Origin of the sequence: Pseudomonas sp. PI1, from assembly GCF_000812405.1 — a bacterium.
Taxonomy (GTDB): domain Bacteria; phylum Pseudomonadota; class Gammaproteobacteria; order Pseudomonadales; family Pseudomonadaceae; genus Pseudomonas; species Pseudomonas citronellolis.
This window is the reverse complement of sequence record NZ_JWMC01000042.1, coordinates 79,584-102,259: the sequence shown is the minus strand read 5'-3', so window position 1 is coordinate 102,259 and position 22,676 is coordinate 79,584. Positions and strand designations below refer to the sequence as shown.

Genomic DNA, 22,676 nt, shown 5'->3' with positions numbered 1-22,676 from the left:
GAGGCCGAACGTTACCGACGACGGCAGGAGCGAATACGCGAGATCAACCTGCGTCAGGGGCAGCTGTTAATAGCATGAGGCGTGCCGGACAGTAGTGCAACTAAACGGGCTTGTCACCAGGTAGCGGGCCCCGAAACCGGAAAGCAGCACAAACTCACCGAAGGTGACCAGACAATGCCGCGGCGCCTCAGGCACCTGTATCAGAGTACGGCCAGCGCTACATCTACGGGCAGTTGCATTTTGCCATGCCGTGATCTTTGCTTTGGTAAAGGGCCGTTAGGGAGGTAGCGATCCACTCCGAGCGGTCCTAGACCAATAGCTCCACCCGCTCTATGCAGGGAGGCAAGATGATGCGCAAACAGACGTATCTTTTGAGACTGGTCTTTATTGCTGCTTATATTCCGGCAGCTTCCCTCGCAGCTCAGTTCAGTTGCCCTAAGGCAACTATTGCATCCCTTGCAACAGAGACGCTCCTACCTTGGGTTACCTTCGAGGAACAGTCACCAGTAAACCTGACCCGTTCAGCTGGTTCAAACCCAAGTCCAACGATACGTAACGTTAGCGTCTCATCACTGATCAGTGCCAATGAGCTCCGTCTTTCATCTTTTTCTGATCAAAGGCTTGCTCAGCCTTCAGCAACAGGGGGTGGCGTGCGTTATGCTCGCCATTTCCGACAGCCCACTGAGATCATCTCAAGCTCCGAGAGCTGGCTTGCGGAATTTAACCCTAATAACCCTTTGTACCCTTACAAAACAATGCCTGACAACAAAATAAAATCTACTGTACTAGAGCTCTATCCAGACATATCTAAAAAAACCATTGACACCATAGTCTCGCCAAACGAAAGCTGCGACAACTACACAACTGAAAATTACAAAACTGCGCGCAGCATAATTTACTCAAGCAAGGAGCTTTTCATCGGCACGATCAACTACCTAAAAACCAATAATTTTCCCTCCGAGTTCACCTCATCTCAGAAGCAAAAAATCCTAGATTTTATTGATGTGACACGAGAAATTCTCACCAGTTGCTATATTCCGGCTGAAGAATCTAGATTTGCACAATCTCACGCCATACTTAAATCAATCGGAACGATTTATGATGGAGTCAATCCAATCTGCACTGCTTTATTGATTGGCAGGCAAGGCAAAATTCTGACTGCGCGCCACTGTTTTGACTCCTTAAATCAGCAAGTCCAAAAAGAAAGCCAGGCCAACCTCTGGTTCCAGCCCGCCTACGAAAATAACACCTACCAGATTTGCTCAATTCTTGAAAAAAATGCACTCTCAAAAGAGCCAAAACTTGCCAAGGACGATCAAGTGATCGCAAGAATAGCACCCGGAAATTTCTCACCGACCGCGATAACCATTCCGCCGCCCAGCGAACTAAAAACGCCAAGCAAAAGCTCGCCCGAAATCAATCCGACCCCCTTAGTACAAATCTCACAGTTCCCATTTTCTTCTTTAGTTTTACCTAAAATATTCAAATCAGGGTTTGTGCAAAGCATCAATCCGTCATGCATCATTCTTAGCAAGGAGTCAGGCTGCTTCTCTCATACTTGCAGCGCCACTCCGGGCGGAAGCGGCGCCCCCATTTTCTTTATCCAACCCAACATTCTCGCCTTAGCCGGCACACACATTGGAGACTCAGCCGACGACTATAGCGACTGCAGTCTTCCACATGAGCTGCAGATGAATGGTGGGACATATATTAACGACAAGGTCAGGAGTTTAATTCAAGAATCTCCGTAACACGACAAAAAGGAGTTGTTCAAAATGCCAGCCAGCCACAGTTCAATATTTACCCTAACTGTAACCTCGCTACTGTTTGGATGCGCATCGGGTCCAACTAACAGCTCTTCACCTACATCTTCAGGCCCTTCGATAGAGGCACCAACTCAGCTACGAGTCGGATTCAACCCCACCTGCCCCTCCAAAGAGTCCAAGAAAGAGAGCGCCGTTCTTGCAACTGTCGGTGCTACAATTGCTGCGAGCATAGGACAAAAGGTAACAGAGGCAACCCTTGATAAAATATCGAGTTATCTTTCCCGCAATGAGGAATACACTTTAGACGGTGATGGACGAATGGAGGCCTTTGCTATATGGACAAAGGAGGGAGACATCAAGCCTAACCCTGAGCAGCAGTGCATGATTGTCGTTATTGGAAAGTCGTTTGCGCCGGCAAACCTTTCCAAGAAAGCTTTCAACGAGCTCACAAAGGACTTCAAAAATCCTTTCCCAAACTACGACAACGCTGTCGTTTACAAAACCACAGGACTCATAGGCGAACCCCTTCTTTACCTCGAAGCTTTGATAGAGTTTCGTGACTCAAAAAACAGCCCGTCATTTTTTCATTTCACCCCTCGCGCATGGTACTACCCTAAATTCATTAGTGATGATAGCTGGAGATTCAATAAAGCACGTGACTTTCTTCTGAAAGTTGATTTGACCATTCCTGGACAACCGAAGCCTTTTGCAACCCTAGAGATAAAACAGGAAGACATGGTGCCAGGGGGCCTTACAAGCAATTCAGTCATTGACAAAATACAACCTTGGGTTCCACTCCCAGACGTCATTGACAAGCCCGCCTCACCTGAGAAAATAAAAACAGATGAGTATGTTTACCCAGTTAATGCACGTGCCCTCATCACTGAAACAAAGAAACCTCACACTTTACTTAAGTACCTTGGCGAAGCCGCTAGTAGCCAAAAAGATGAGATCTCACGATTCGTCGGAGATGAAATCATGAAGGCAACAGATCAGTCTGCAAGGCTGGCAGCAAAGGAAACGGCACTGTCTACCGCGTCTACAAAATATGACGCATATGTAACTTCATATACAGCAGCAAGTGATGCAGTTGCTGCTTATCAAGCTGCCTCTGAAAACGCAAAAGCCCAGGCGCGCACGAAAGCAGAAATTGCGATTAAGAAGCTAGCTATTGCCCGCGCCGTAGCGAAATCAGCAATCAAGGAAGCAGGTATCGGAGGTTTCGAAGACCTGCCTCCCTTAGCAAGCCTGGGAAATTAGCTGCATCAAACGAAGCGCCCAATTCAAAGGGTGCTTCATTCCCCTCCTCTTTATTTTGCTGACTGCGCGAATATCTCCAGGATCCGCCACGCGTCCTCGAGCCTCTGGTCGCTCAGTTGCTGCCAGAACTCGATCACATATATTTCAAACTGGGTAAGGTTCTCCATCGCTCGACCGACGCTTGGTGCCGGCGGTACCGTCCTATGCGCCCGAGAGCTACCCATTCTCAGCACGATCACGCGTACCACCAGCCCACCTATGGTCGCTACGAGCAGCGGTATGAGGCAAGTTTGGACGCCCAAAAACAAAAAAGCCCCCTCAATACAGGCTGTGTGAAAACCCGAGCGGCTCTTCGAAGAGTGCGTTCCTACGTGAAATCTGAAAAGGCTTGGCTATTCAGCCAACCCAGAATCCGCGTAGAAACGCGAAATCCAGGTTGTTTTTTAACCAGCTGGACCGATCCGGAGGTTTTCACACAGCCTGAATAGGGGGGCTTCTCGTGGAGCAGATCGATCAGAAGGCCAACTTGGTACGAGGCTGTCAACCAGGTGCTCGGCATCTCGCCTTTCGTGGTGCCATTGAGCATGATCGACGCCTTACCGGTGCCGAGCTTGCCTTCACTCTCGTGCTCGAAACATTGCAAGTAACAAGATAGAGCGGTAGCGCCGGTTCCCATATTGTGTACTCAATGCCCTCTCCTGGCCGTTAGCGGTCAGGGGTGGTCAGCCACTTCGGGTTGTAGGCTGCCAGTGACCATGGCTCATCTCCATGAACAACCTTCCTTTATCGATCAGAAGCGAACTTCCGTTCCTGCGACCACAGAGCCTGGCTACGGCGGAATCGGGACAGCTTGCCCAGTTGCCGGAGGGCCGAACCTGACGTCTTGCGCGCCAGGCTCGCGGGCATTGGCAGCAGGTACACGGCCACAACTCGTCCTGCCTGTGAAAGGCGCCCCCCAATGCGAGGCGCCTTGCAGAGAAGCCGATGTCAGAACGCCCCCTGCAGCGTGACCATGAAGTTACGCGGTTCGCCGTAGAAGTTGCCCCAGGAAATGGCCCCCACGCTCTGGTAGTACTTCTTGTCGAACAGGTTGTTGCCGTTGAGGGCGACCGACCAGTGATCGTCGATGCGGTAGCCCAGGCGGCCGCTCCAGATGGCGTAGCCGGACTGCACCGACTTCACGCCGGACGACGTGGCAGAGGTGTCGCTCTGCGTCGTAACGCCGGCGCCCACGCTCCACCGATCCAGTTCGCCGGCCAGTTGGTAGTCGGCCCAGGCGCGGAACAGGTGGCGCGGGAAATAGGTGACCGCGAAGGCCGTTTCCTGCGGGTTGTCGTCCGCGCTCTCGAGGTATTTGGTCTGGGTGTAGGTATAACCGGCCAGCACCTGCAGCCTGTCGATCACCTCGCCGCTGATTTCCGCTTCGAAGCCCTGCGCCCGTACCTTGCCCGCGTCGCTATAGCAGTAGCCGTCCGAAGAGCCGGGGCAGGTGCTGTCGTAGTTCGCCTCGGCCCGGTGCTCTTCGATCGTGCGGAAGAGGTTGAAGGCGGTGTTGACGCGGCCGTCCATCAGCTCACCCTTGATCCCGACTTCGTAGCTGCCGCCGGTCTTGGGCTGCAGAGGGCTGCCGGATTCGTCGGTGTAGGTGCTCTGGGGCTGGAAGATATCCGCGTAGCTGGTGTACACGGACCATTCCTCGTTCAGGTCATAGATGAGCGCCGCGAAGGGCGTGACCTGGCCGTTCTCCTGGCTCTTGTCATGCTGCCAGTAGTCCCAGGCCTGGGTGTAGGAGTCGCGGTTGTTGCGGTACCAGCTGACGCGGGAGCCGAGGACGAAGGTCAGAGGCTCGGCCAGCTTCAGCCGAAGCGTGGCGTAGGTGCCGAACTGCCGGGTGTCGGACTCGGTGGGAACCGGGCCGCCCCGGTAGGAGTTGGGGGCGTAGAAGCTATCCGCCGGCTCGGGCATGTGCGGGTTGGGGTTGAAGGGGTCCTGGGAGACGCCGAGCAGCCCGGTCATGTTGATCAGCGCCCAATGGTCATGGGTTTGTGCGCGGCTGGCGTTGGCACCGACGATCAGCTCGTGCTGCAGGCCGAAGGCATCGAATTTTCCGTCCAGGTAGGCATCGAAGCCGTAGTCGGTCTGATCGTAGTCGAACAACCCGGAGTAGACCGAGGAAGGCGCCGTGGTCGCGCCCGGGGTAACGCCGCCCGGCGTCTCGGACAGGGCGTACTTGATGTCCTGGTCGTTGTGCGTCCAGACACCGGCGGACTTGAAGGCCCAGTCCTCGTTCAGCTGGTGGGACAGGTCGGCGAAGACGGTGGTGCGCTCGCTGTCCCAACTGTTCCAGGACGCCCCCAGGCAGGTCGAGCGGCTGAGCTTCAGGTCCGAGCCGTCGCTGTAGCGCGGCAGGCCGTGCCAGCAGGGCCTGGCATCGAGCCGCTCGTAGGCGACGCCCAGCCCGACGGTGGTGTCCGGCGTAACGTCGTAGTCCAGGGCGCCGTAGAGGACCTGGTCCTTGCGCTTGCCCAGGTCATAGAAATACTGCCGGTCCTGCAGCGCCACCACGGTGCGCCCGCGCAGCGTGCCGGACTCGTTGAGCGGGCCGCCGCTGTCGACCTGGCCGCGGTAGTTGTCCCAGGAGCCCGCCGAGAGCGTCAGGTGGGTGGTCGGTGTGCTCTGGCCACGCTTGCGCACGAAGTTGACCCCGCCGGTGGAGCTGCCCGAGCCTTTCATCATGCCCGCCGCCCCCTTGAGCACCTCGACGCGGTCGTAGAAGGCCATGTCGCCGGAGAAACTGTTGGCCTGGACGTATTCGCCGCCGACATCCAGCGGCACGCCGTCGTACTGGTACTGCCCCTGCATCATGAAGCCGCGGGAGTAGAAGTACTTGCCGCCCATGGGCGACTCGTACACGGTGATGCCCGGGGTCTTCTCCATGGCCTGGTCGATGGTGGTGATGTTGCGGTCATCCATGTACTGGCGGGTCAGGACGGTCACCGCCTGCGGCGTTTCGCGCAGCGTATGCGCGCCCTTGCCGATGGTCACCGCGCGGGCCGAATAGGACTGGGTGCCCTCGGTGGTCGGGTCAAGCTGCTGGCTGGAGACGGTCGTGGCGCCCATCTCCAGCACCGCGCCGGACTGCGGCGCCGGCACCAGGCCGTAACCGCCGTTGCCCAGGCGCCGCACGCTCAGCTGCGTGCCGGAAAGGATGCGGGCGAAGCCGTCCTCGATGCTGTACTCGCCGTTGAGCCCGGCGCTGCGCTTGCCTTCGGTCAGCCCGGCGTTCACCGAGATCGGAATGCCCGCGCGCCGGCCGAACTCGCCCAGCACCTGGTCCAGCGGGCCGGCGGGAATGGCGTATTGCTGGGTCCGCGTGGCCGTGGATTCGGCCTGCGCCGGCAAGGCCGGCAGCAGGGCGAGCGCGGAACAGGAGAGCATGGCCAAACCGAGCGATTGGCGCAGAGCGCGAGCGATGGGGTGAAGCGTCATGGGCAGAGGGTCCGTTTCTCGTTGTGGGCCCGCGTGTGCGAGCAGGGATTTCTCCCCAGGCCAAGCGAGAAACGAAAACCTGCCACTTTTCTGAGAATTATTTTCATCGCCACGCTGGAGGGGCTATCCGCCTCAGCGAGGGCCTACCGTCACCCAGTAGCGGGTACGCCGCTGGACCCTGACCGGCAGGCTGTCCGCCAGCATGGCCAGCACCTGGTCGGTGTCGCCCAGCGGGTAGGAACCGCTCAGGCGGATGTCCGCCACCGCCGGGTCGCAACGCAGCAGGCCGGGACGATAGCGATCCAGCTCGGCGAGGAAGTCCGCCAGGCGCATGCGCTCGGCGATCAGGTAGCCATCGACCCAGGCGCCCTCGTTCACCTCCAGCGTCTGCGGCGCGCCCACGCCAGCCGCGCCGATGCGCGCCTGCCAGCCCGCCTCGATCACAGTCGGCGCATCGCCCGCCAGGGAACTGGCGGCGACGCGCCCCTGGGTGACCGCCAGGAAGGTGCCCTGCCCGTCGTTCTCCCGCCGGACGCGGAAGCGCGTCCCCAGGGGCTGCAGCACCGCCTCCTGGCTGACCACACGGAACGGCCGCCCCGCGGCATCGCTGGCGGTGAGAATCTCGATTTCGCCATAGCGCAGGTGCAACTCGCGCGCGCTGTCGGTGTAACGCACATCGACTGCCGTGGCGGTATTGAGCCAGAGGCGCGTGCCATCGGGCAGCGTCCGCTGGCGGCGTTCACCGGTGCCGGTGTGGTAGTCGGCCATGGCGCCTTGCACCCAGTGGCTGTCGCGCCCCTGCCAGGCAAGCCCGCCGAGCAGGCCGAAGCCGACCAGCACCTTGAGCGCCTTGCGCCGGTCCAGCTCGCTGTAGTGGCGGCGCCCGGCCAGTTGCCGCGCCAGTGGGTCGGCCAGCGGGCCGGCGTGGCGCTGCAGGCTGAGCGGAATGCTGCTCAGGCGCTGCCAGGCGCGCTCGTGCTCGCTGCTCGCCTCGCGCCAGTTCAGCAACTGGCGCTGCTCGGCATCGCTCATGCAGCCCGACTGGGCCAGGGTGAACCAGGCGATGGCTTGGTCGCGGATGAGCGCGGGAATGGGACGGGAGTCGGTATCGCAGGACATGGCACTCACTCGAAGCGGCTGGCGTAGCAGGCAGCGAAGGCCTTGCCCATGGCCTTTTGCACCTGGTTGACGCTCAGGCCCAGGTGCGCGGCGATCTGCGGGTAGGTCAGGCCGTCGAGCTGCGACATCAGGAAGATCTCCCGCACCTGCGCAGCGAGGCCGTGCAGCAGTTCATCCACCTCCACCAGCGCTTCGATCAGCAGCAGGCGCTCTTCTTCGGAAGGCGCCACCCGCTCCGGACGCGCGGCCAGCGCCTCCAGGTAGGCACGCTCCACCGCCTGGCGCCGCCAACGGTTGACCAGCAGGCTATTGGCGATGGTGGCGAGGTAGGCCAGCGGCTGGCGCAGGTCGGCAAGGGGGCTGCGCGAACGCATCACGCGCACGAAGGTGTCCTGGGCCAGGTCCTCGGCATCGGCATGCCCGCCCAGGCGGCGCTGCAGCCAGCCCTTCAGCCAGCCGTGGTGGGCAATGTAGAGCCGTTCAACATCCCGTTCGAATGCCTGCTCGCGGTCCATGGACGTCCAGTCTTGTTAAACATGATAATCGTTCTCAACAATACTGGATTTGCCCTGCCCGGCGCAATTCTCCCGAGCACCTGGCGAATGCCGGACACCTGCGCTGGCCGGTGCCTAGCGTATTGCCGCCAGCTTGATGCCGAACCCCAGCAGGCAGGCCCCAGCCAGGCGCTCCAGCAGATTGGCGACGCGCGGATTGGCCCGCATGCGCTCGGCCAGTTTGTGGGTCAGCAGGACGGCCGCCAGGCCGTAGAGGAAGGTCACCACCGCCACGGTCACCGCCATGAAGGCGAAGGTCACCAGCCCCTGGTGACTCACCGGGTCGATGAACAGCGGCAGGAAGGCCATGTAGAACACGATCGCCTTGGGGTTCAGCAGCGTGATCAGCATGGTCTGGCGCAGGTAATGGCCACTTTGCATGCTGCTCTTGCGGGGCGTGCTGCCCGGCTTGCTCAACAGCATCCGCAGCCCCAGCCACGCCAGGTAGGCGGCGCCCAGCCATTGCACCGCGTGGAAGGCCGCGGGGTAAGTGGCCAGCAAGGTCGCTACGCCCGCCACCGCCATCCACAACAACACCTGATCGCCCAGGATCACGCCGCAGGTCGCCGCCAGCCCGGCCTTGATGCCGCCCTTGCCGGTAGCAGTGATCAGCGCGAAGTTACCCGGCCCGGGAATGGCCAGCAGAACGATGAACGCAACGAGGAACGCGCCGTAATCGGTCACTCCGAACATGGATGAATCTCCTTGGCCAGGCAGGGGCGCTGAAACGGCCCAGTCTATCACCGGTTGCGCAGAGCATCCGACCGCAAGGCCCGCCGCAACCGTGGTTCGAAAGCAGGCCATGCTACCGGGACGTTCGGCGTGGCCGGTGAGCCCCATCGCGGACGGGGAACGTAAGAGCCACTCGCCGAGGCGCTCTTCGTAGGATGGGTTGAGCCTGCGAAACCCATGCTGCCATTGGTGATGGGTATCGCTTCGCTCAACCCATCCTACGGGGGAATGGCGCGGGTGGGACTACGTAGCGGATCTCATCCGCGAACCGCGCCGATACCTCCGGCTATCGCGGACAAGGTCCGCTCCTACGGGGGAGGAATGCCGTGCTTCCCGGCTACCTTGTAGGAGCGGACTCCGTCCGCGATTCGGCGGATAACGCCATCTTTGGTGCGGCGAGCCTCAACGCCGGCTCAGCGCCAGCCGCGCGGCGAACAGGAGAAAGACCGTGCCCGTCGTCCTGTCCATCCACTTGATGACCTTTTCGCGACGCAGCACACCCGCCAGTGGCCGCGTCGCGCCGATGAGGGCCAGCGACCAGAGCAGACCTATCGCCACGTGGATGCCGACCAGGCCGAAGGTCCAGGCCACCAGGGGCTGGCCCTGCGGGATGAACTGGGGCAGGAACGAGACGTAGAAGACACCGACCTTGGGGTTCAGCAGGTTGCCCAGCATGCCCTTGAGGAACCAGTTGGTTTCCGACCTGCCCCGGGTTTCGACTGGTGCCAGGCTATGCCGCGGCCGCAGCAGCAGGTTCAACCCGAGCCATGCCAGGTAGGCGGCGCCGCAGTACTTCAGCGCGTTGAAGGCCAGCTCGGACACGGCGATCAACGCCCCCAGCCCGAAAGCGACGGCGGCGCCCCACAGCAGGCAGCCGGTGTTGATCCCCAGCGCGGCGCGCAGCCCTTCCCGCTTGCCTTCCACCGCGGCCGTCCGGAGCACCAGGGCGGTATCCAGGCCGGGAGTCAGCGCCAGCAATGTGGCAGCGAAGGTAAAGGCAAGCAGGCTGTCGGCGGTGGACATGGGCATTCGGGACCTGGAGGTGGGGTGCGCGCACATTAGCACAGGCGCGCTGATGGCAAGGTCCACGCTCCGGGCCGGAAGTGGCCACCCACGAAATCCCCCCGGAAATCGGCTATCGTCCCGAGGTCGCTCACATGACCGCAGGGACCGAACCCACATGCACATCGTCATCCCCGACGACTACCAACACGCCATCCAGACGCTCGACTGCTTCGCCCGCCTGGCCGGGCACGAGGTCAGCCTGATCCACGACCTGGGCCCGGCGTCGCCGGACGAACTGGCGACGCGGTTCGCCGACGCCGACGCCCTGGTGCTCACCCGCGAACGCACACGCATCGATGCCGCGCTGCTCGACAGGCTGCCGAAACTCAAGCTGATCAGCCAGACGGGCAAGGTCTCGGGCCATCTCGACCTCGACGCCTGCACCGAACGCGGCATCGTCGTGACCGAAGGCCGCGGCTCGCCCGTGGCGCCCGCCGAACTGGCCTGGGCGCTCATCCTCGATGCGCGTCGACAACTGGTACCGGCCATCGAAGCGTTCAAGGCGGGCCACTGGCAGGTCAATGTGGGCCAGGCACTGGCCGGGCAAACGCTGGGTATCTGGGGCTACGGCAAGATCGGCCGGCGCCTGGCGCGCTACGCCCAGGCGTTCGACATGCCGGTGCTGGTCTGGGGCAGCGAAGGCAGCCGGGCGGCCGCCACGGCCGACGGCCATCAGGCAGCGACCTCTCGCGAAGCCTTCTTCGCCGAAGCGGACATCCTCAGCCTCAACCTGCGCCTGTCCGAACGCACGCGCCATGGCGTCACCCTCGCCGACCTCACGCGGATGAAAAGCACCGCCCTGCTGGTGAACATCAGCCGCGCCGAGCTGATCGCCCCCGGCGCATTGCTCCAGGCCCTGGACGCCGGACGCCCCGGCTACGCGGCCGTGGACGTCTACGAACAGGAACCCCTGCTCGCCCCCGACAATCCCCTGCTGAACCACCCGCGCGCGCTCTGCACCCCGCACCTGGGGTACGTGGAGAAGAACGGCTATGAGCTGTACTTCGGCGATGCCTTCGACAATGTGCTGGCCTTCTTCGAAGGCAAGCCGAAGAACGTTGCGAACCCGCAGGCGCTGGCGGTGCGGCGTGGCGAGCAGGCTGGGAGCAACCGTCTCTAGAAAGCGTATTCCGCCCCCACGGTCAGGCTGCGCCCGTTGCCGCTGAGAAAGGTCGGCTGGCTGGCATCGGCGCGGTTGCGGATCACATAGCTGCTGGCATAGGTCTTGTCCGCCAGGTTGTCGCCCTGCACGTACACACTCAGGCCCTCGCGCGCCTTGTAGGCGGCCTTGAGGCCCCAGAGCGCGTAAGCGTCCTGATAGTTGTTGCGGGTGTTGGCGTGGTCGGTCGGGGTGTCCTGGGGCAGCCAGCGCAGGTTGGGCCCGACGCTCCACGGCCCGCGCCGGTAGAGCAGCTCGGCCGACCAGAGCTGGCGCGGCACGCCGGCGATCCGGTTGCCCTGGAACTCGCCGCCGCGGAAGCGGAAGTCGCTGAAGGTCCACGCCACCCGGTAGGCCAGGTCGCCGCCGATGCTGGATGCCGTCGGCAGCAAGCCGTTGAGCCCTGCTTCGACGCCGCGGTGGCGGGTGCGCGAGCCGTAGTTGTAGGTTCCCACCTTCACCCCGTAGGCGTCGCTGGTGGAGATCAGCTCGTCTTCCACGTCGCTCTGGTACAGCGTCAGGCTCCAGTCGGTGCGGGCGATGCGACCGGCGCCGCCGATCTCGTAGGTGGTAGCGCGCTGCACGTCGAGGTCGACCAGCTGCGCCTGCGCCGTCGCCGGGGCTGCGGGCGAGACTTCGGCGGAAACGATTTCCCAGAACGTCGGCGCTTCGTGGCTGCGGCTGATGTTGGCGTACCAGCGCAGGTCCGGGCTGGGCGTCCAGTTCAGGCCGATCTTCGGCGTGGCGAAGTTCCAGCCCTGGTCGAGATGGCCGGCGCCATCGCGCGAATCCGCATCGCGGCTGACGTCGCTCCACTTCACCTCGGTCACCAGGGTCCAGTCCGCCGCCAGGTTCCAGTCCAGGCCAAGCAGCAGATCGAGGTTGGAGGCCGTGAGGTCGAAGTTGCCGAAACGCTGCATGCGGCTTCCGTTCTGGGGGTTGTTGGCATACAGCTCGCGGGTCATGTCGCTGTAGGACCAACTGGCGCCCAGGCGGTAGCCGAACAGGCGCTGCTCGCCTTCGAGCAGCCATTGCGCACCGAGCGTGTCGCTGTCGGTCAGGGTGTGGCTGAGCGGATCGGTGAAATCGTCCTGGGTGTTCTGCCCGTAGATGCCGAAGCTCTGCTGCCAGCCCGCCCCGCTCCACTGCGTACGGTTGGCCAGCCGCAGTTGCTGGGTATCGCGGTGCGGGTCACGCTGGTAGACGTTGAGCAGGCGGTCCTGCGGCGTGTTGCCGTCGCCCAGCACGCTGCGCGGATCGTCCTTCAGGCGCGCCTTGGTGATGACGTTGGGAATCTCGAAAGTCAGGTCGCTGTAGGACAGGTAGCTGCGATTCTGTACGCCGTTGCCCAGGTCCAGGCCGAAGTTGCTCTGCATCAGGGTGCGATGGGAAGCGGAGTGGTGGCGATAGCCGTCGTACTCGTCGTGGCTGACGCTCACCCGTCCATCGTACCGCCCCTCATCCAGCCCGGCGGCAGCCTGCAGGCCCTGGCGGCCGAAGCTGCCGGCCTCCAGGCGGACGCGTCCGGCTTCGTCGGCGCCGGTCAGCGAGTTGAACTCCAGCTCGCCACCCAGCGCGGTGGCGCCGGGGCTGCCGGCGTTGGCGCCGCGACGGGCACTGATCCACGACGCATTACGCGGCTCCAGCAGGCCGATGATGAAGGAACCGTCGGCCTCATTGAGCGGCAGCCCGTCCTGCAGCAGCAGCACGCCGCGGTTGACCGGATTGCTCTGGATGCCCGAACCCCGGATGTTCAGGCGCGGCTGGTCGGTGCCGCCGAAGAAGTCCTGGATCACCAGGCCGGGCTGGTAGTCCAGCGCATCGCGCAGGGTCGCCAGGCGTGTCTCCTGTTGCGGCTCGGCGAGGTTGGTGCCGCCCGGTACGCGGGCCAGGCGCTGGCGCTCGGCCTGCGCGGACTGGCTGACCGGCGCGAGGCTTTTTTCGCTGATCTGCATCGGCTCCAGCTCGAGGCGGTCCTCCGCCGCCACCGCCAGTGGCAGCAGGCCGAGGGCCAGCAGGGGAAGTGAAAGTTTCGAGGAAAAATGGCGTTTGGGGGAAGGACAACGACTCATGACAAGCTCCGTCTGCACGAAATCTGGCTTACCAGCTCAGGTAGAACATGCCCTTGGCCAGCAGCACGATGCCGACCATGTGGCTGAAGACGCTCAGGTGGATTCGGCGGAAATACGTCGAATTCATGCGCCCGCTGTGGAGCAGGAACATGGCGCTGAAGAAGTGCCCGAGCACGCTCAGGGCGAGCAGGATCTTCAGGCTCAGCAAGGTGCCGAAGGACGATGCCAGCGGGTCCGCCAGCAGCGGCAGGTAGCGCGTCCAGACCATGCCCAGGCCGGCGCCGAACAGCACCAGCAGCACCCAGGGCATCAGCCGCCGCGCACGCTTGCCGATGCCCTGCTCCACCTGGCGCATCACCGCGGCCGGCACGTGCTTGCGCACGCTTTCGAAGATCAGCACCTCGAAGAACACCGTGCCGACGAACATCAGCGCGGCGAACAGGTGCAGGGTCAGCAGGATGGGATAGATCATGACGCGGGTGCCTCCAGGGCCAGCAGGGTCTGATGCAGCACCGTCGCCGCCTGGTCGGCGGCGTATCCGGTGAGGTCGAAGGGCTGCAACGCGCCGTCGTTGACCAGCACGAAGCGCTCCACCAGGCCGATCAGCTCGGCCGGATGGTGGCTGACGCAGAGCAGCGCCGCGCCCGAGCTGGCGAGCCAGTCGCGGCAGAGATCGAGCAGGGATTCACGCAGGGCCGGGTCCAGCGCGCTGAATGGCTCGTCGAGCAGCAGCAGGTCCGGCTCGATCGAGAACGCGCGCGCCAGGGCAACGCGCTGGGCCATGCCGCCGGACAGTTGATGCGGCCAGGTGCGCTCGTGCCCGGCGAGGCCGACACGTTCCAGCCAGTGGCTGGCCATCCGCCGCGCAGCCGCACGCTCGAGGCCGCTCGCCCGCAGGGGGATTTCCAGGTTCTCCGCGACCCGGCACCAGGGCAGCAGGCGCGGCTCCTGGAAGGCCAGCACGGGATGGCGGAAGCCATTCTCCACCCACCCCCGACGGGGCTTCAGAAGGCCGGCAGCCAAGCGCAGCAGGCTGCTCTTGCCGGCGCCGCTGGGCCCGAGAATGCCGACCCGCTCGCCGGGCAGCAGGCGCAGGGAGGCATCGGCAAACACCCGACGCTCGCCCAGCACCAGATCGACGCCGTGCCACTCAAGCATGGGCGGCCTCCTGCCAACGGCCCATGCGCCGCTGCAGCGGCTGCAGCAGAAGAAACTCCAGCGCGGCGACCAGCAGCAGGATCAGCAGCGTCCAGGCATACAGCCCGGCGCTATCGAAGGTGCTGCGCGCATTGGCCAGCGCGAAACCGGCGCCACTTTCCGCGCCCAGCACTTCGGCCATCACCACCAGGCGCACGCCGCCGCAGGTGGCGATCAGCAGCGCCGCGCCCAGCGGCGCGGTGAGTGACGGGATATAGAGCCGCCGCAGCTTCTGCCAGGGGCTGAAGCGGTAGACCCGCGCCATCTCCAGCAGGCCGCGGTCGACCATCTGCATGCCCTTGACGGTGTTCACGTACATGCCCGGCGCCAGCATCAGCACACTGATCAGCACCACCATGGCCGAACCGAGCCCGACCCAGAGCATCGCCAGCACCACGACCACCACCGGCGGCACCGACATCAGCAGCCAGCGCAGCGGCTCCAGCAGACCGCGCACACGGGCGTCGAGCCCGGCCAGCAGCCCCAGGCAGAAGCCCAGCAGGCAGCCCAGGCCGACGCCCAGGACGATACGCAGCAGACTGGCGCCGGCATTGAGGCGGAAGTCGGCCTCGAAAGGCAGGCGGACCATGGCTTGCAGCGTCTGCCATGGCGTCGCCATGAGCAGCGGGCCCAGGCGCAGCGCCAGCAGCTGCCAGCCTACCAGCAGAAGCGCGCCGCCCAGCAAGGCCCAGCGTCGGGAAGTCATGGGTCTCATCTCAGGGCCCATAGAAGCTGGCGGGCGGCAGGGCACCCCCGATTGCCTGTGGATGGCGCTTGGCGATCAGCCCGAACAGCGCCTCCAGCGGTCCGCGCGCCGCGCTGGCGGAAACACTCTCCAGGCGCGTGACGTGGATGGACTCTTCCAGCGCCTCCACCGGCAGGTGCGGCAGGTGCCGATGGACCAGCTCCGCGCAGGCCCGCGGGTGCGCGCTGCACCAACGGGCGGACTCGGCGTAGGCGGCATCCACCGCCCGCGCCAGTTCGCCGTCCTCGGCGCGCTGCGGGCTGCTCATCAGCCCTGCCTGAGGCAGTTCGGCCTGCTGCGGGAAGGCCTGCCGCCAAGCGCTCGCCAGGCTTTGCACGCGGTACAGCGGCGCCCCGCCCTGGCTGCGGTTGCGCCAAAGCAGCAGGGACACCGCCGGCTCCACCAGCAGGGCATGATCGGCGCGGCCTGCCAGCAGCAGCGCCTGGGCGTCCTGGCCATCGCGGACCGGGCGCAGCGTCAGGTCCCTGCCCGGCTTCAGGCCGTGGCTGAGCAGCAATTCATCGACCAGGATCGCCGGCAGGTCGCGCTGGAACGGCAGCACCACCTCCTTGCCGGCCAGGTCGGCGAAACCCTTCACCTGGGGGTCGCGGCTCACCAGCCAGATGATTCCCCACACCGAGACGTTGAGCAGCCGCACGGGCTGCCCGCGCCCGGCCATCAGCGCCGGCAGGTTCACCGGGGCGGCGCTGTAGTCGAGTTCGTTCTTGGCCAGCAGCACGCGCAACTGATCGGGGTTCTGCCAGAGGCGGAACTCGACGCGCTCGGCGTACTGCTGCAGAGCGCCGCTCTCCACCATGTGCAGCAACGGGAAGCTCACCACGGCGCCGGGGCCGCCCAGCCGCAGCACCGCTTCCCTGGCTGTGCCGACGGGCGCCTGCAGGCAGGCGCCGGCCGCCAGAACGAAAGAAAGGAGCAGGCGGGGGAGCCTTCGATTGATTGACTTGCGAATAAGACTTATCTTCATTCGCAGATCATTGCAGCCCGCACGCCCGCCACGAATGACAAATGTTAAGTTCGCGCCAGATCGCGGCGAATGCCTGCGATTGCTGGGCGCCATCCCCCTCTTCGCCGACCTGCCGCAGGACCTCATGGCCAGCCTGTGCGAATCGGCCAGCCCGCTGCGCGCCGAGGGCGGCAAACTGCTGTTCCGCGAAGGCGACCCCGCCGAGCACTTCCTGCTGGTGCGGCGTGGCTGCGTGGAAATGCTGCGCTTCACCTGCGACGGCGAAGAGCGTGTCTTCCAGCTGTTCCGCGAAGGTCAGCTGATCGCCGAGGCGGCCATGTTCATGCCCCACGGCCGTTACCCGATGAACGCCCGCTGCCAGGGTAGCGGCGAATTCTTCCGACTGAGCCGCAACGCGCTGCACAAGGCCTGCGAGGGCCATCCGCCATTGGCCATGCGCATGCTGGAGAGCCTCAGCCTGCGTCTCTACCGCCAGGTCAACGAGGTCGACTGGCTGACCGCCAGCTCCGCCTCCCAGCGCCTGGCCGCCTACCTGCTGGGCCTGCACCGTCGCCAGGGCGAAAGCCTGATGCTGCCGATCAGCCAGCGCCAACTCGCCACCCACCTGGGCATTCGCCCGGAATCCCTCAGCCGTCTGCTCTCCGACTGGCAGCAGGCGGGGCGCATCCAGGGCCGCCTCCGGCAATGGCGGCTGTGCGACCTCACCTACCTGCAGGAACTGGCCAGCCCGGCGGTACGCTCTTTCTGAGGGGGGCGGCTTGTGCTCGCCTGCACCTGACATTGCCATGCGGCGAGGACGGTTCCAGGACGGCGCAAAGCCGTTCAATGGGCTCGTCCACGCCGGAACCTGACTGGGCCTGACGAATTCGAAACCGGTTCAAGGGGCCCGATTGTCCGGGCTGCCGCTCCTTCAGCCAGCGGACGTTGCGCCATGGCAAAAGCCTGCGGCCAATGGTGGGCATCGCTACCTGCTATGATCCGCCCCATGACTCCCACACCCCAGTATCGGCCATGAGCAGTCCTCTCGACTCGCTGAATCAAATATCCGCTTTCGCCTGGCGCCTCGATCAGTTGATCTCTTCGGCGCTGCGGGGGCGCTTCAATAGGCCGCTCTCCGAGTTGGCTGCACTGGTCTCCATCCAGAACTGCCAGACCTTCAACATCGGCTGGCTGGCCAACGTCCTGGAACTGACGCATTCGGCCGCCGTTCGCTTGGTGGATCGCCTGGAAGCCGACGCATTGGTCGAAAGGCTTCCCAAGGACCAGAAGAAGCAAGTGGGGCTGAGGATCACGGCCAAAGGCCGGGATGTGGCCGCAGCCATTCTGCAGGTGCGTCAGGACACGGCCGACAGTTTCCTTTCCGTGCTGTCCTCCGATCAGCTTTCCACGCTGGCCGGGCTCTCGCGGGAGGTCATTGCGGGCAATGTCAGAAACGAACTGGACTCTTATCAGGTCTGCGCACTGTGCGACGAGTCAAGTTGCGGCAGCCTGTGCCCCAGGATCGAAGCAGCCTCGTGCCTTCCTGAAAGTCTGCGCCAACGCTAACTCGCAAATCGTCAGCCCCCCGAATCCATCTCGACGGGCATCGCCACCCTGCCGAACAGCCTTGCCGGCGTTTCCCGACACTATCGACTGCCGTCGGTGATCTCCCTCAGCCAATTTTCGTTCGTTTTTTACTGATTGACTCATATGCATGAGTCATACATGATAATTGCCACCCTGACACGATGCGTGCCTGCGCCGCCACTGACGCTGAGCTGACGCTGCCTGAGAGATAGAACAACAGAGGACCCGCGCATGAATCGCTACATTGCCCCCATTGAATTGGCCAAGGCGTACCGCACGCTCAACCATGGCCCTACCGTCCTGGTTGGCGGACGTCATGCCGGCGTCAGCAACGTGATGTCTGCATCCTGGGCAACAGCGTTGGACTATGACCCCGGCAAACTCACGGTGGTCTTGGCGAAGGGGGCTTTTACCCGCTCCCTGATCGAGCAAAGCGGCGTCTTCTCCATCCAGATCCCGACGGCTGCACAGGTTGAGCTGGTCTATCGCGTTGGCACGACCAGCCGGCACGGTGACGAGCACAAGCTCAAGCATGCTGGTGTCGAATTGTTCGAGCAGGACGGATGTGCAGTGCCACTTGTGGCGGGATGCTCTGCCTGGCTTGCCTGCCGGCTCATTCGCGAGCCGCACATTCAGCACAACTACGACCTTTTCATTGGCGAGGTTTTCGCCGCCTGGTCCGACACGCGAGCCTTCGAAAATGGCCGATGGAAATTCGATCAGGCGGACGCGGCATGGCGCAGCCTGCACTACACGACAGGTGGCCAGTTCTACGTCACCGGCAAATCAGTACACGTGGATATCGAGGAAACCGCTTAGGGCTGCGGCGCATGGCTGATGCGCTGCGGCTGGCCGCGTGTCCAGGCGCCGGCATTCATGGCGCTGTGTTCGACCTTTCGGCTGCTGGCGGCGAGGATCAGGGATTGCTCCACCGAGCTCAGGCTCATGCCCAGGCGCTCGGCGATCTCCTGGTAGCCCAACCCCTCCAGCCGCGACAGCAGGAACGCGCTGCGTACCGGCCCGCTGCGGCAAGCAGCAATCAAAGCGATCGATAAGCAAAGGCAAGGCTACAGCTCACGACGGTAGGCTCCGGGCGCGATTGGCCCCTTGCCGTCAGTTGCAGAGGGACGGCGCCGTGCCCGCCAGCGCAGGCACACCGCACGTGGACAAGCGAACGCCTTCGTTAAAGCGAACCGTCCATGGAGAGCTGCAAATCGTGCAGGGTCTACCTGGCCCCCTCCGCGTGTACCCATTCGACGCGATTGCGCCTCGATACCTTGCCCTAAAAGAAAGGGACCAGATTTTCCTACTCTAAAGCTGTCTTGGTTATTAGGATTAGAGTGATTTAAATAAATCCCTTTTCTTGCCGTCACTCACGAATGGCTGCAATGGGACGATAACAGCGCTGAACGAACGGCAGCTTCCGACCCAAAGCAGACAGATTTTGGCTCAGGGGGATGAATGAAACGTGGATGGGAGCCGGGACGCTACCTCTTCCCAGCAACGGCTGATTTCTGCGGCAACGCTGCCAACTCTTGCTGGAGGTACGGGCCCTTCGTACACATTGAGATGTTCCAGTAGCCAATCATCCGTCCACCCCGCCCATTCGCCCGCGATGCTTCGCAAGTTCGCCTCAAGGACTGGAAAAACCTCTCCCCAGAGGATGGTTTGAATGTCTTCCAGTGAATATCCGCTGTCCATGATGGTCTGCGCCACGTAGGCGAAAGTCCGGTCATCGATCTCGGTGTCCAGGAACAGTTCGGAAAGGGCTTGCCATACTTTCAGGCGTCTTTGGTCAATCGTGGGCACGACTCGCTCTCAAATGGATGCTTTGCAGGTGAGAGACAGGATATCTGAAGGACGCTGGACGTAGCGCCCAGCAAACGTCCGCTATTGGGTGGAGGCTGACGATGATGAAGGAGGTCTTGATGATCGTCTCACCAAATGTGCATCAATCCGTATGCTGCCCGTGTGATCTTTAGGAGTGTCCAGGCCGCTATAAGCACTATGACGTAGCGAGCAATGGTCGAAGTAGTTTTGGCACTAGCATTTGGCGCGCATCTCCACACCCCAATCGATCCCGCAGCCAACGCTAGTGTGAGAGGCAAAAGCGAGGAAATCGCTACAACAGGCGGCCCAATGGATACAGGCATAGTGAAGAGCCACACCAGGGCCTGTATTCCCTGCTCAGTGGCTCCCCAGAAAGCGAGTACCAGGGCTGTAGTCCCCACTCCTAATGCCATGCATGGCAAGTAGAAGAGCCAGAACGACTTCCATAGAGGTTGGGTACCCGCCAAGAATTCCTTGAAGGACCATCCAAGTTGGCCATCCATAGCTACGCCTCCGCGCAAACCCTTAACGATGATGTTTCTCAGGAGATTAGATGGCTCAGGCCTTGCTGCCCAAACCAAGATTGCCATATGTACAGATGATGCTCGTCCATCGCGTCGAAATGACACCAGCTTTCGCTTTCATCCCTTGAGTTCACCTCCGATGGCCGTTATCTGTCAGCGACAGCTACCGACCCATAGCGGCCATTACGCAACGACTTCCATTTACCACGTTCAACATCCGGGCAGGCATGCATAGTCAAGGTGCCGCAGGGTAGAACTCGCCATCATCACCTTGAACTCTGGCATTCAGTCTGTGAGCAATTTCTTCGAGCTTAGTAATGGCCCCGTCAGTCGGATTTTTTGTAAACAACTCACCTATGTCTTCGCGATACCAGAGCGGAAATGACTCTCCAGGTATGAAAACGATGAAGTCCTGTGGGCTGTTGGCAACATCTCGAATAACCTGTGGGTCGATTTTCAAATACTCTTGCCATTCTTCAAAAGTGATTTTAGGGCCGAAGTCGTCAGCCCAAAAGGGCTTGCGACTGATATGTAGATCGTAACCGGCGACTGCAAAGGTGCTGATAGCCAAAAGAAGCACTGAAATCAGAGTACGCATTAGTTCGCCATTAGAGATGTTTGTGGATTTATGCTGACGTTTTCAGACGTTAGATACAAGGATGAAATTGCTGAAAAGTCGGCCTCAGTTGCTTGCTGCCATGGGTGGGGCAGATTGTTCTGCCCCATAGCGGACGCTCGCAGACGGCTCAGACCTGCCATGACTGGGTAAATGCATTTGCTCTGCTTAGGCACGGCCGATATGGTCAGTCGATAACTGCGGAGCTCTATGATGCCAACCGATCCACTATGCCTCGTTTTTGTTCCCCCGTTGGTGGCCCTACTCACCGCCGCCGAGAGCAGAAAAGGCTCCCCGCTCACAGAAGACGAGGTCTGCACTATTCGCGACCAGGCGGTCTGCGTCGCAGTCCCCTTCAGCACTGCGCTTGAGATGGAAGGCAAACGCGGTTATGCGGATATTGTCGCGGAGGACTGTTGGAGCGAATGGCGAAAGCTGCGCGCGCAGCAAGTCTGATCCTGGTCAGGCCTCGTCCATGGCAGCGTCGGTATATGCCCGCTCCTGGCCGGTTGCAGCCAATGGCGAACGGCAGATAGCCACTAACCCATCTTCCACCCACATCTTGGACCCTGTCGATGGCCGGTTCAGCGCGCAAGCCGGCCGGGAAGCTTGCCAACTTCAGAACCAGCACCTCGCTCAGCAGGGCCAGGCGATACCAGACGAAGCGCCCTCGCCCACAACCAAAAAACAACCCCCTATTCCCTCGCCACCCTCTTTTACATATAAGATATGATTTCATACTAATTTGACATCACCGCAAGCGGCGAGGAGTGGCGAGGCATGTGGTTCGCAAAGGGGGCGAGGGAACTGGCGGGTGAGGTGAGCGAGCTGTGCCGGCAGTGGCTGGCGGGGAATTGGCGTAGCCCGGCCGAGTATGCCGCGCTGAGCCGGCATCGCGAGCTTGCGCTGGCCCTGCAGGACGTTCAGAGCCACTGGCAGGAAGACCGCGCCACCCTCGCACGCCTGGCGGAACGTCACGACCGCGTCGATGAAACCCAGCTGCAGGAACTACAGGCCGCGCTCAGCTTGCAAGAGCAGCAGCAGGCCGAGGCCGAGCAGGCGCTGAAGCGTGTCGAGGAATGGGCCGCTGCGGTCGAGGCGGAGCGGGCGCGGTTGCTGGAGGAGCAGCAGGTGTGGGAGTTGACCAAGCAGACGCTGACCGAGGGTTGCTGGGACCTCAGCGTGGTCGATGGCAACCCCGACCATCCGGCCAACGTGATTCGCTGGTCGGATCAGTTCCGTTCGTTGATCGGCTACAACCGCCAGGAGTTTCCCGATGGCTGGGACAGCTATTTCGCCATCACCCAGCCCGAGGACCAGCAGCGGGTGATGCAGGCCTTCGGCGAGATGATGGCCGACCCCACCGGGCAGCGCATTTATGTCGTCGAGTACCGCATGCGTCACAAGACCCGCGGCGACCTGTGGTTCCGCGAGCGCGGGCGTTGCCTACGCGATGCCAATGGCGTGCTGTTGCGGGTGACCGGCGCTACCCGGGAAATCACCGATGAGAAGGCTGCGGAGGCGCTGCGCGAGCGGGAGCAGGTGAGCATCCAGAACACCTACGCCGAGATTTCGCAGATGGCGGGCGTGATCAAGGGCATTGCCGAGCAGACCAACCTGCTGGCCCTGAACGCGGCCATCGAGGCGGCGCGGGCGGGTGAGCAGGGGCGCGGCTTCGCCGTGGTGGCCGACGAGGTGCGCAACCTGGCCAAGCGCACCCAGGACTCGGTGCTGCACATCCAGTCGATGCTCAACAAGCAGCAGGGCCAGGGCTGATCTCAGCGAAATCGGCCCCTGCCCCATCCGAAATCTCCCACCCACATTCGCCCTTGTGAGCCTACAAACCCCGTCGATAGATTCCGTTCCTGCCACGGTCAATCCCGTGGCCCGGATCGCAGTCCGGCGATAACCAACGTGCACGAAGCGCCGACGCACCTTGCACAGGCGCTTTTTCTTGCCTGCTGTTATGTGCAGCCATGGCGAGCCGTGCGGGGCAG

20 protein-coding genes and 2 pseudogenes are annotated in these 22,676 nt (G+C 62.4%); 8 read left to right on the top strand and 14 right to left on the bottom strand.

The genetic code is table 11. The annotated features are described in order from the left end of the window. Nucleotides 1–347 precede the first annotated feature (347 nt). Entirely contained in the window at nt 348–1,751 is a 1,404-nt protein-coding gene (locus RN02_RS33275) for a trypsin-like serine peptidase (RefSeq protein WP_152623769.1), read from the top strand. A gap of 24 nt (nt 1,752–1,775) precedes the next feature. Next, a complete protein-coding gene (locus RN02_RS33270; RefSeq protein WP_152623768.1) occupies nt 1,776–3,026 on the top strand; it encodes a hypothetical protein in 1,251 nt (416 codons plus the stop codon). A 367-nt stretch (nt 3,027–3,393) separates the two neighbouring features. On the opposite strand, the gene RN02_RS33265 is transcribed toward RN02_RS33270, so the two are convergent. The 6 genes from RN02_RS33265 to RN02_RS14775 all read right to left on the bottom strand — a co-directional run bounded on the left by RN02_RS33265 (nt 3,394) and on the right by RN02_RS14775 (nt 9,943). Further along, nucleotides 3,394–3,612: a hypothetical protein gene (locus RN02_RS33265; RefSeq protein WP_152623767.1), complete on the bottom strand. Its 219-nt coding sequence runs from the start codon at nt 3,610–3,612 to the stop codon at nt 3,394–3,396. A gap of 401 nt (nt 3,613–4,013) precedes the next feature. Beyond that, nucleotides 4,014–6,515, bottom strand: coding sequence for a TonB-dependent siderophore receptor (locus RN02_RS14795; protein WP_043315102.1), 2,502 nt, complete (start codon nt 6,513–6,515; stop codon nt 4,014–4,016). 132 nt (nt 6,516–6,647) lie between these two features. Beyond that, entirely contained in the window at nt 6,648–7,634 is a 987-nt protein-coding gene (locus RN02_RS14790) for a FecR domain-containing protein (protein ID WP_052267743.1), read from the bottom strand. A gap of 5 nt (nt 7,635–7,639) precedes the next feature. Continuing rightward, nucleotides 7,640–8,149 carry a sigma-70 family RNA polymerase sigma factor gene (locus RN02_RS14785; RefSeq protein WP_043267035.1) on the bottom strand — a complete coding sequence of 170 codons (510 nt, stop codon included), beginning with the start codon at nt 8,147–8,149 and terminating at the stop codon, nt 7,640–7,642. A gap of 114 nt (nt 8,150–8,263) precedes the next feature. Beyond that, nucleotides 8,264–8,881 carry a LysE family transporter gene (locus RN02_RS14780; protein WP_043315101.1) on the bottom strand — a complete coding sequence of 206 codons (618 nt, stop codon included), beginning with the start codon at nt 8,879–8,881 and terminating at the stop codon, nt 8,264–8,266. 441 nt (nt 8,882–9,322) lie between these two features. Further along, nucleotides 9,323–9,943 carry a LysE family translocator gene (locus RN02_RS14775; RefSeq protein ID WP_043315100.1) on the bottom strand — a complete coding sequence of 207 codons (621 nt, stop codon included), beginning with the start codon at nt 9,941–9,943 and terminating at the stop codon, nt 9,323–9,325. Between the two features lie 157 nt (nt 9,944–10,100). On the opposite strand from RN02_RS14775, the gene RN02_RS14770 reads away from it, so the two are divergent. Beyond that, nucleotides 10,101–11,105, top strand: coding sequence for a D-2-hydroxyacid dehydrogenase family protein (locus RN02_RS14770; RefSeq protein WP_043267040.1), 1,005 nt, complete (start codon nt 10,101–10,103; stop codon nt 11,103–11,105). Here RN02_RS14770 and RN02_RS14765 read toward each other — a convergent pair. The 5 genes from RN02_RS14765 to RN02_RS14745 are packed head-to-tail and all read right to left on the bottom strand — an operon-like array spanning nt 11,102 to nt 16,143. Further along, a complete protein-coding gene (locus tag RN02_RS14765) occupies nt 11,102–13,216 on the bottom strand; it encodes a TonB-dependent receptor family protein (protein ID WP_043315099.1) in 2,115 nt (704 codons plus the stop codon). The two genes, RN02_RS14770 and RN02_RS14765, sit on opposite strands and share 4 nt — an antisense overlap. A 28-nt stretch (nt 13,217–13,244) precedes the next feature. Further along, nucleotides 13,245–13,688 (bottom strand): CopD family copper resistance protein, encoded by a 444-nt coding sequence (locus RN02_RS14760; RefSeq protein ID WP_043315098.1) that lies wholly within the window; start codon nt 13,686–13,688, stop codon nt 13,245–13,247. Next, nucleotides 13,685–14,374 (bottom strand): ABC transporter ATP-binding protein, encoded by a 690-nt coding sequence (locus RN02_RS14755; protein ID WP_043315097.1) that lies wholly within the window; start codon nt 14,372–14,374, stop codon nt 13,685–13,687. The genes RN02_RS14760 and RN02_RS14755 overlap by 4 nt, the downstream gene beginning before the upstream one ends. Further along, nucleotides 14,367–15,119: an ABC transporter permease gene (locus RN02_RS14750; RefSeq protein WP_043315096.1), complete on the bottom strand. Its 753-nt coding sequence runs from the start codon at nt 15,117–15,119 to the stop codon at nt 14,367–14,369. Before RN02_RS14750 ends, RN02_RS14755 begins: the two co-directional genes overlap by 8 nt. Before the next feature lie 10 nt (nt 15,120–15,129). Further along, a complete protein-coding gene (locus tag RN02_RS14745; RefSeq protein WP_236695188.1) occupies nt 15,130–16,143 on the bottom strand; it encodes an ABC transporter substrate-binding protein in 1,014 nt (337 codons plus the stop codon). 34 nt (nt 16,144–16,177) lie between these two features. Between RN02_RS14745 and RN02_RS14740 the strand changes: the two genes are divergently transcribed. From RN02_RS14740 to RN02_RS14730, 3 genes are all read left to right on the top strand, one after another. Next, on the top strand, nt 16,178–16,891 hold the full coding sequence (locus RN02_RS14740; protein ID WP_043315095.1) for a Crp/Fnr family transcriptional regulator: 714 nt from the start codon (nt 16,178–16,180) through the stop codon (nt 16,889–16,891). A 263-nt stretch (nt 16,892–17,154) separates the two neighbouring features. Further along, the gene (locus RN02_RS31685) at nt 17,155–17,688 is read left to right on the top strand and encodes a MarR family winged helix-turn-helix transcriptional regulator (protein ID WP_152623766.1); all 534 of its coding nucleotides are present in this window, start codon (nt 17,155–17,157) and stop codon (nt 17,686–17,688) included. Between the two features lie 252 nt (nt 17,689–17,940). Then, nucleotides 17,941–18,528: a flavin reductase family protein gene (locus RN02_RS14730; protein WP_043315094.1), complete on the top strand. Its 588-nt coding sequence runs from the start codon at nt 17,941–17,943 to the stop codon at nt 18,526–18,528. Between the two features lie 89 nt (nt 18,529–18,617). Here RN02_RS14730 and RN02_RS34705 read toward each other — a convergent pair. The 3 genes and pseudogenes from RN02_RS34705 to RN02_RS32340 all read right to left on the bottom strand — a co-directional run. Then, nucleotides 18,618–18,725 (bottom strand): annotated as a pseudogene (locus tag RN02_RS34705) (sigma factor-like helix-turn-helix DNA-binding protein); the annotation flags it as partial. Between the two features lie 433 nt (nt 18,726–19,158). After that, the gene (locus RN02_RS32345; protein WP_082033805.1) at nt 19,159–19,518 is read right to left on the bottom strand and encodes a DUF7079 family protein; all 360 of its coding nucleotides are present in this window, start codon (nt 19,516–19,518) and stop codon (nt 19,159–19,161) included. A 780-nt stretch (nt 19,519–20,298) separates the two neighbouring features. Beyond that, nucleotides 20,299–20,661 (bottom strand): hypothetical protein, encoded by a 363-nt coding sequence (locus tag RN02_RS32340; protein WP_177331060.1) that lies wholly within the window; start codon nt 20,659–20,661, stop codon nt 20,299–20,301. A gap of 231 nt (nt 20,662–20,892) precedes the next feature. On the opposite strand from RN02_RS32340, the gene RN02_RS34290 reads away from it, so the two are divergent. Then, on the top strand, nt 20,893–21,135 hold the full coding sequence (locus tag RN02_RS34290; protein WP_043315092.1) for a hypothetical protein: 243 nt from the start codon (nt 20,893–20,895) through the stop codon (nt 21,133–21,135). A gap of 324 nt (nt 21,136–21,459) precedes the next feature. Then, a pseudogene (locus RN02_RS14720) lies at nt 21,460–22,443 on the top strand (methyl-accepting chemotaxis protein); the annotation flags it as partial. Between the last annotated feature and the right edge of the window lie 233 nt (nt 22,444–22,676).

Coding starts and splice junctions, on each gene's coding strand:
- RN02_RS33275 (WP_152623769.1), top strand. CDS start 348: ATGATGCGCAAACAGACGTATCTTTTGAGACTGGTCTTTATTGCTGCT.
- RN02_RS33270 (WP_152623768.1), top strand. CDS start 1,776: ATGCCAGCCAGCCACAGTTCAATATTTACCCTAACTGTAACCTCGCTA.
- RN02_RS33265 (WP_152623767.1), bottom strand. CDS start 3,612: ATGCTCAATGGCACCACGAAAGGCGAGATGCCGAGCACCTGGTTGACA.
- RN02_RS14795 (WP_043315102.1), bottom strand. CDS start 6,515: ATGACGCTTCACCCCATCGCTCGCGCTCTGCGCCAATCGCTCGGTTTG.
- RN02_RS14790 (WP_052267743.1), bottom strand. CDS start 7,634: ATGTCCTGCGATACCGACTCCCGTCCCATTCCCGCGCTCATCCGCGAC.
- RN02_RS14785 (WP_043267035.1), bottom strand. CDS start 8,149: ATGGACCGCGAGCAGGCATTCGAACGGGATGTTGAACGGCTCTACATT.
- RN02_RS14780 (WP_043315101.1), bottom strand. CDS start 8,881: ATGTTCGGAGTGACCGATTACGGCGCGTTCCTCGTTGCGTTCATCGTT.
- RN02_RS14775 (WP_043315100.1), bottom strand. CDS start 9,943: ATGTCCACCGCCGACAGCCTGCTTGCCTTTACCTTCGCTGCCACATTG.
- RN02_RS14770 (WP_043267040.1), top strand. CDS start 10,101: ATGCACATCGTCATCCCCGACGACTACCAACACGCCATCCAGACGCTC.
- RN02_RS14765 (WP_043315099.1), bottom strand. CDS start 13,216: ATGAGTCGTTGTCCTTCCCCCAAACGCCATTTTTCCTCGAAACTTTCA.
- RN02_RS14760 (WP_043315098.1), bottom strand. CDS start 13,688: ATGATCTATCCCATCCTGCTGACCCTGCACCTGTTCGCCGCGCTGATG.
- RN02_RS14755 (WP_043315097.1), bottom strand. CDS start 14,374: ATGCTTGAGTGGCACGGCGTCGATCTGGTGCTGGGCGAGCGTCGGGTG.
- RN02_RS14750 (WP_043315096.1), bottom strand. CDS start 15,119: ATGACTTCCCGACGCTGGGCCTTGCTGGGCGGCGCGCTTCTGCTGGTA.
- RN02_RS14745 (WP_236695188.1), bottom strand. CDS start 16,143: ATGAAGATAAGTCTTATTCGCAAGTCAATCAATCGAAGGCTCCCCCGC.
- RN02_RS14740 (WP_043315095.1), top strand. CDS start 16,178: ATGACAAATGTTAAGTTCGCGCCAGATCGCGGCGAATGCCTGCGATTG.
- RN02_RS31685 (WP_152623766.1), top strand. CDS start 17,155: ATGAGCAGTCCTCTCGACTCGCTGAATCAAATATCCGCTTTCGCCTGG.
- RN02_RS14730 (WP_043315094.1), top strand. CDS start 17,941: ATGAATCGCTACATTGCCCCCATTGAATTGGCCAAGGCGTACCGCACG.
- RN02_RS32340 (WP_177331060.1), bottom strand. CDS start 20,661: ATGCGTACTCTGATTTCAGTGCTTCTTTTGGCTATCAGCACCTTTGCA.
- RN02_RS34290 (WP_043315092.1), top strand. CDS start 20,893: ATGCCAACCGATCCACTATGCCTCGTTTTTGTTCCCCCGTTGGTGGCC.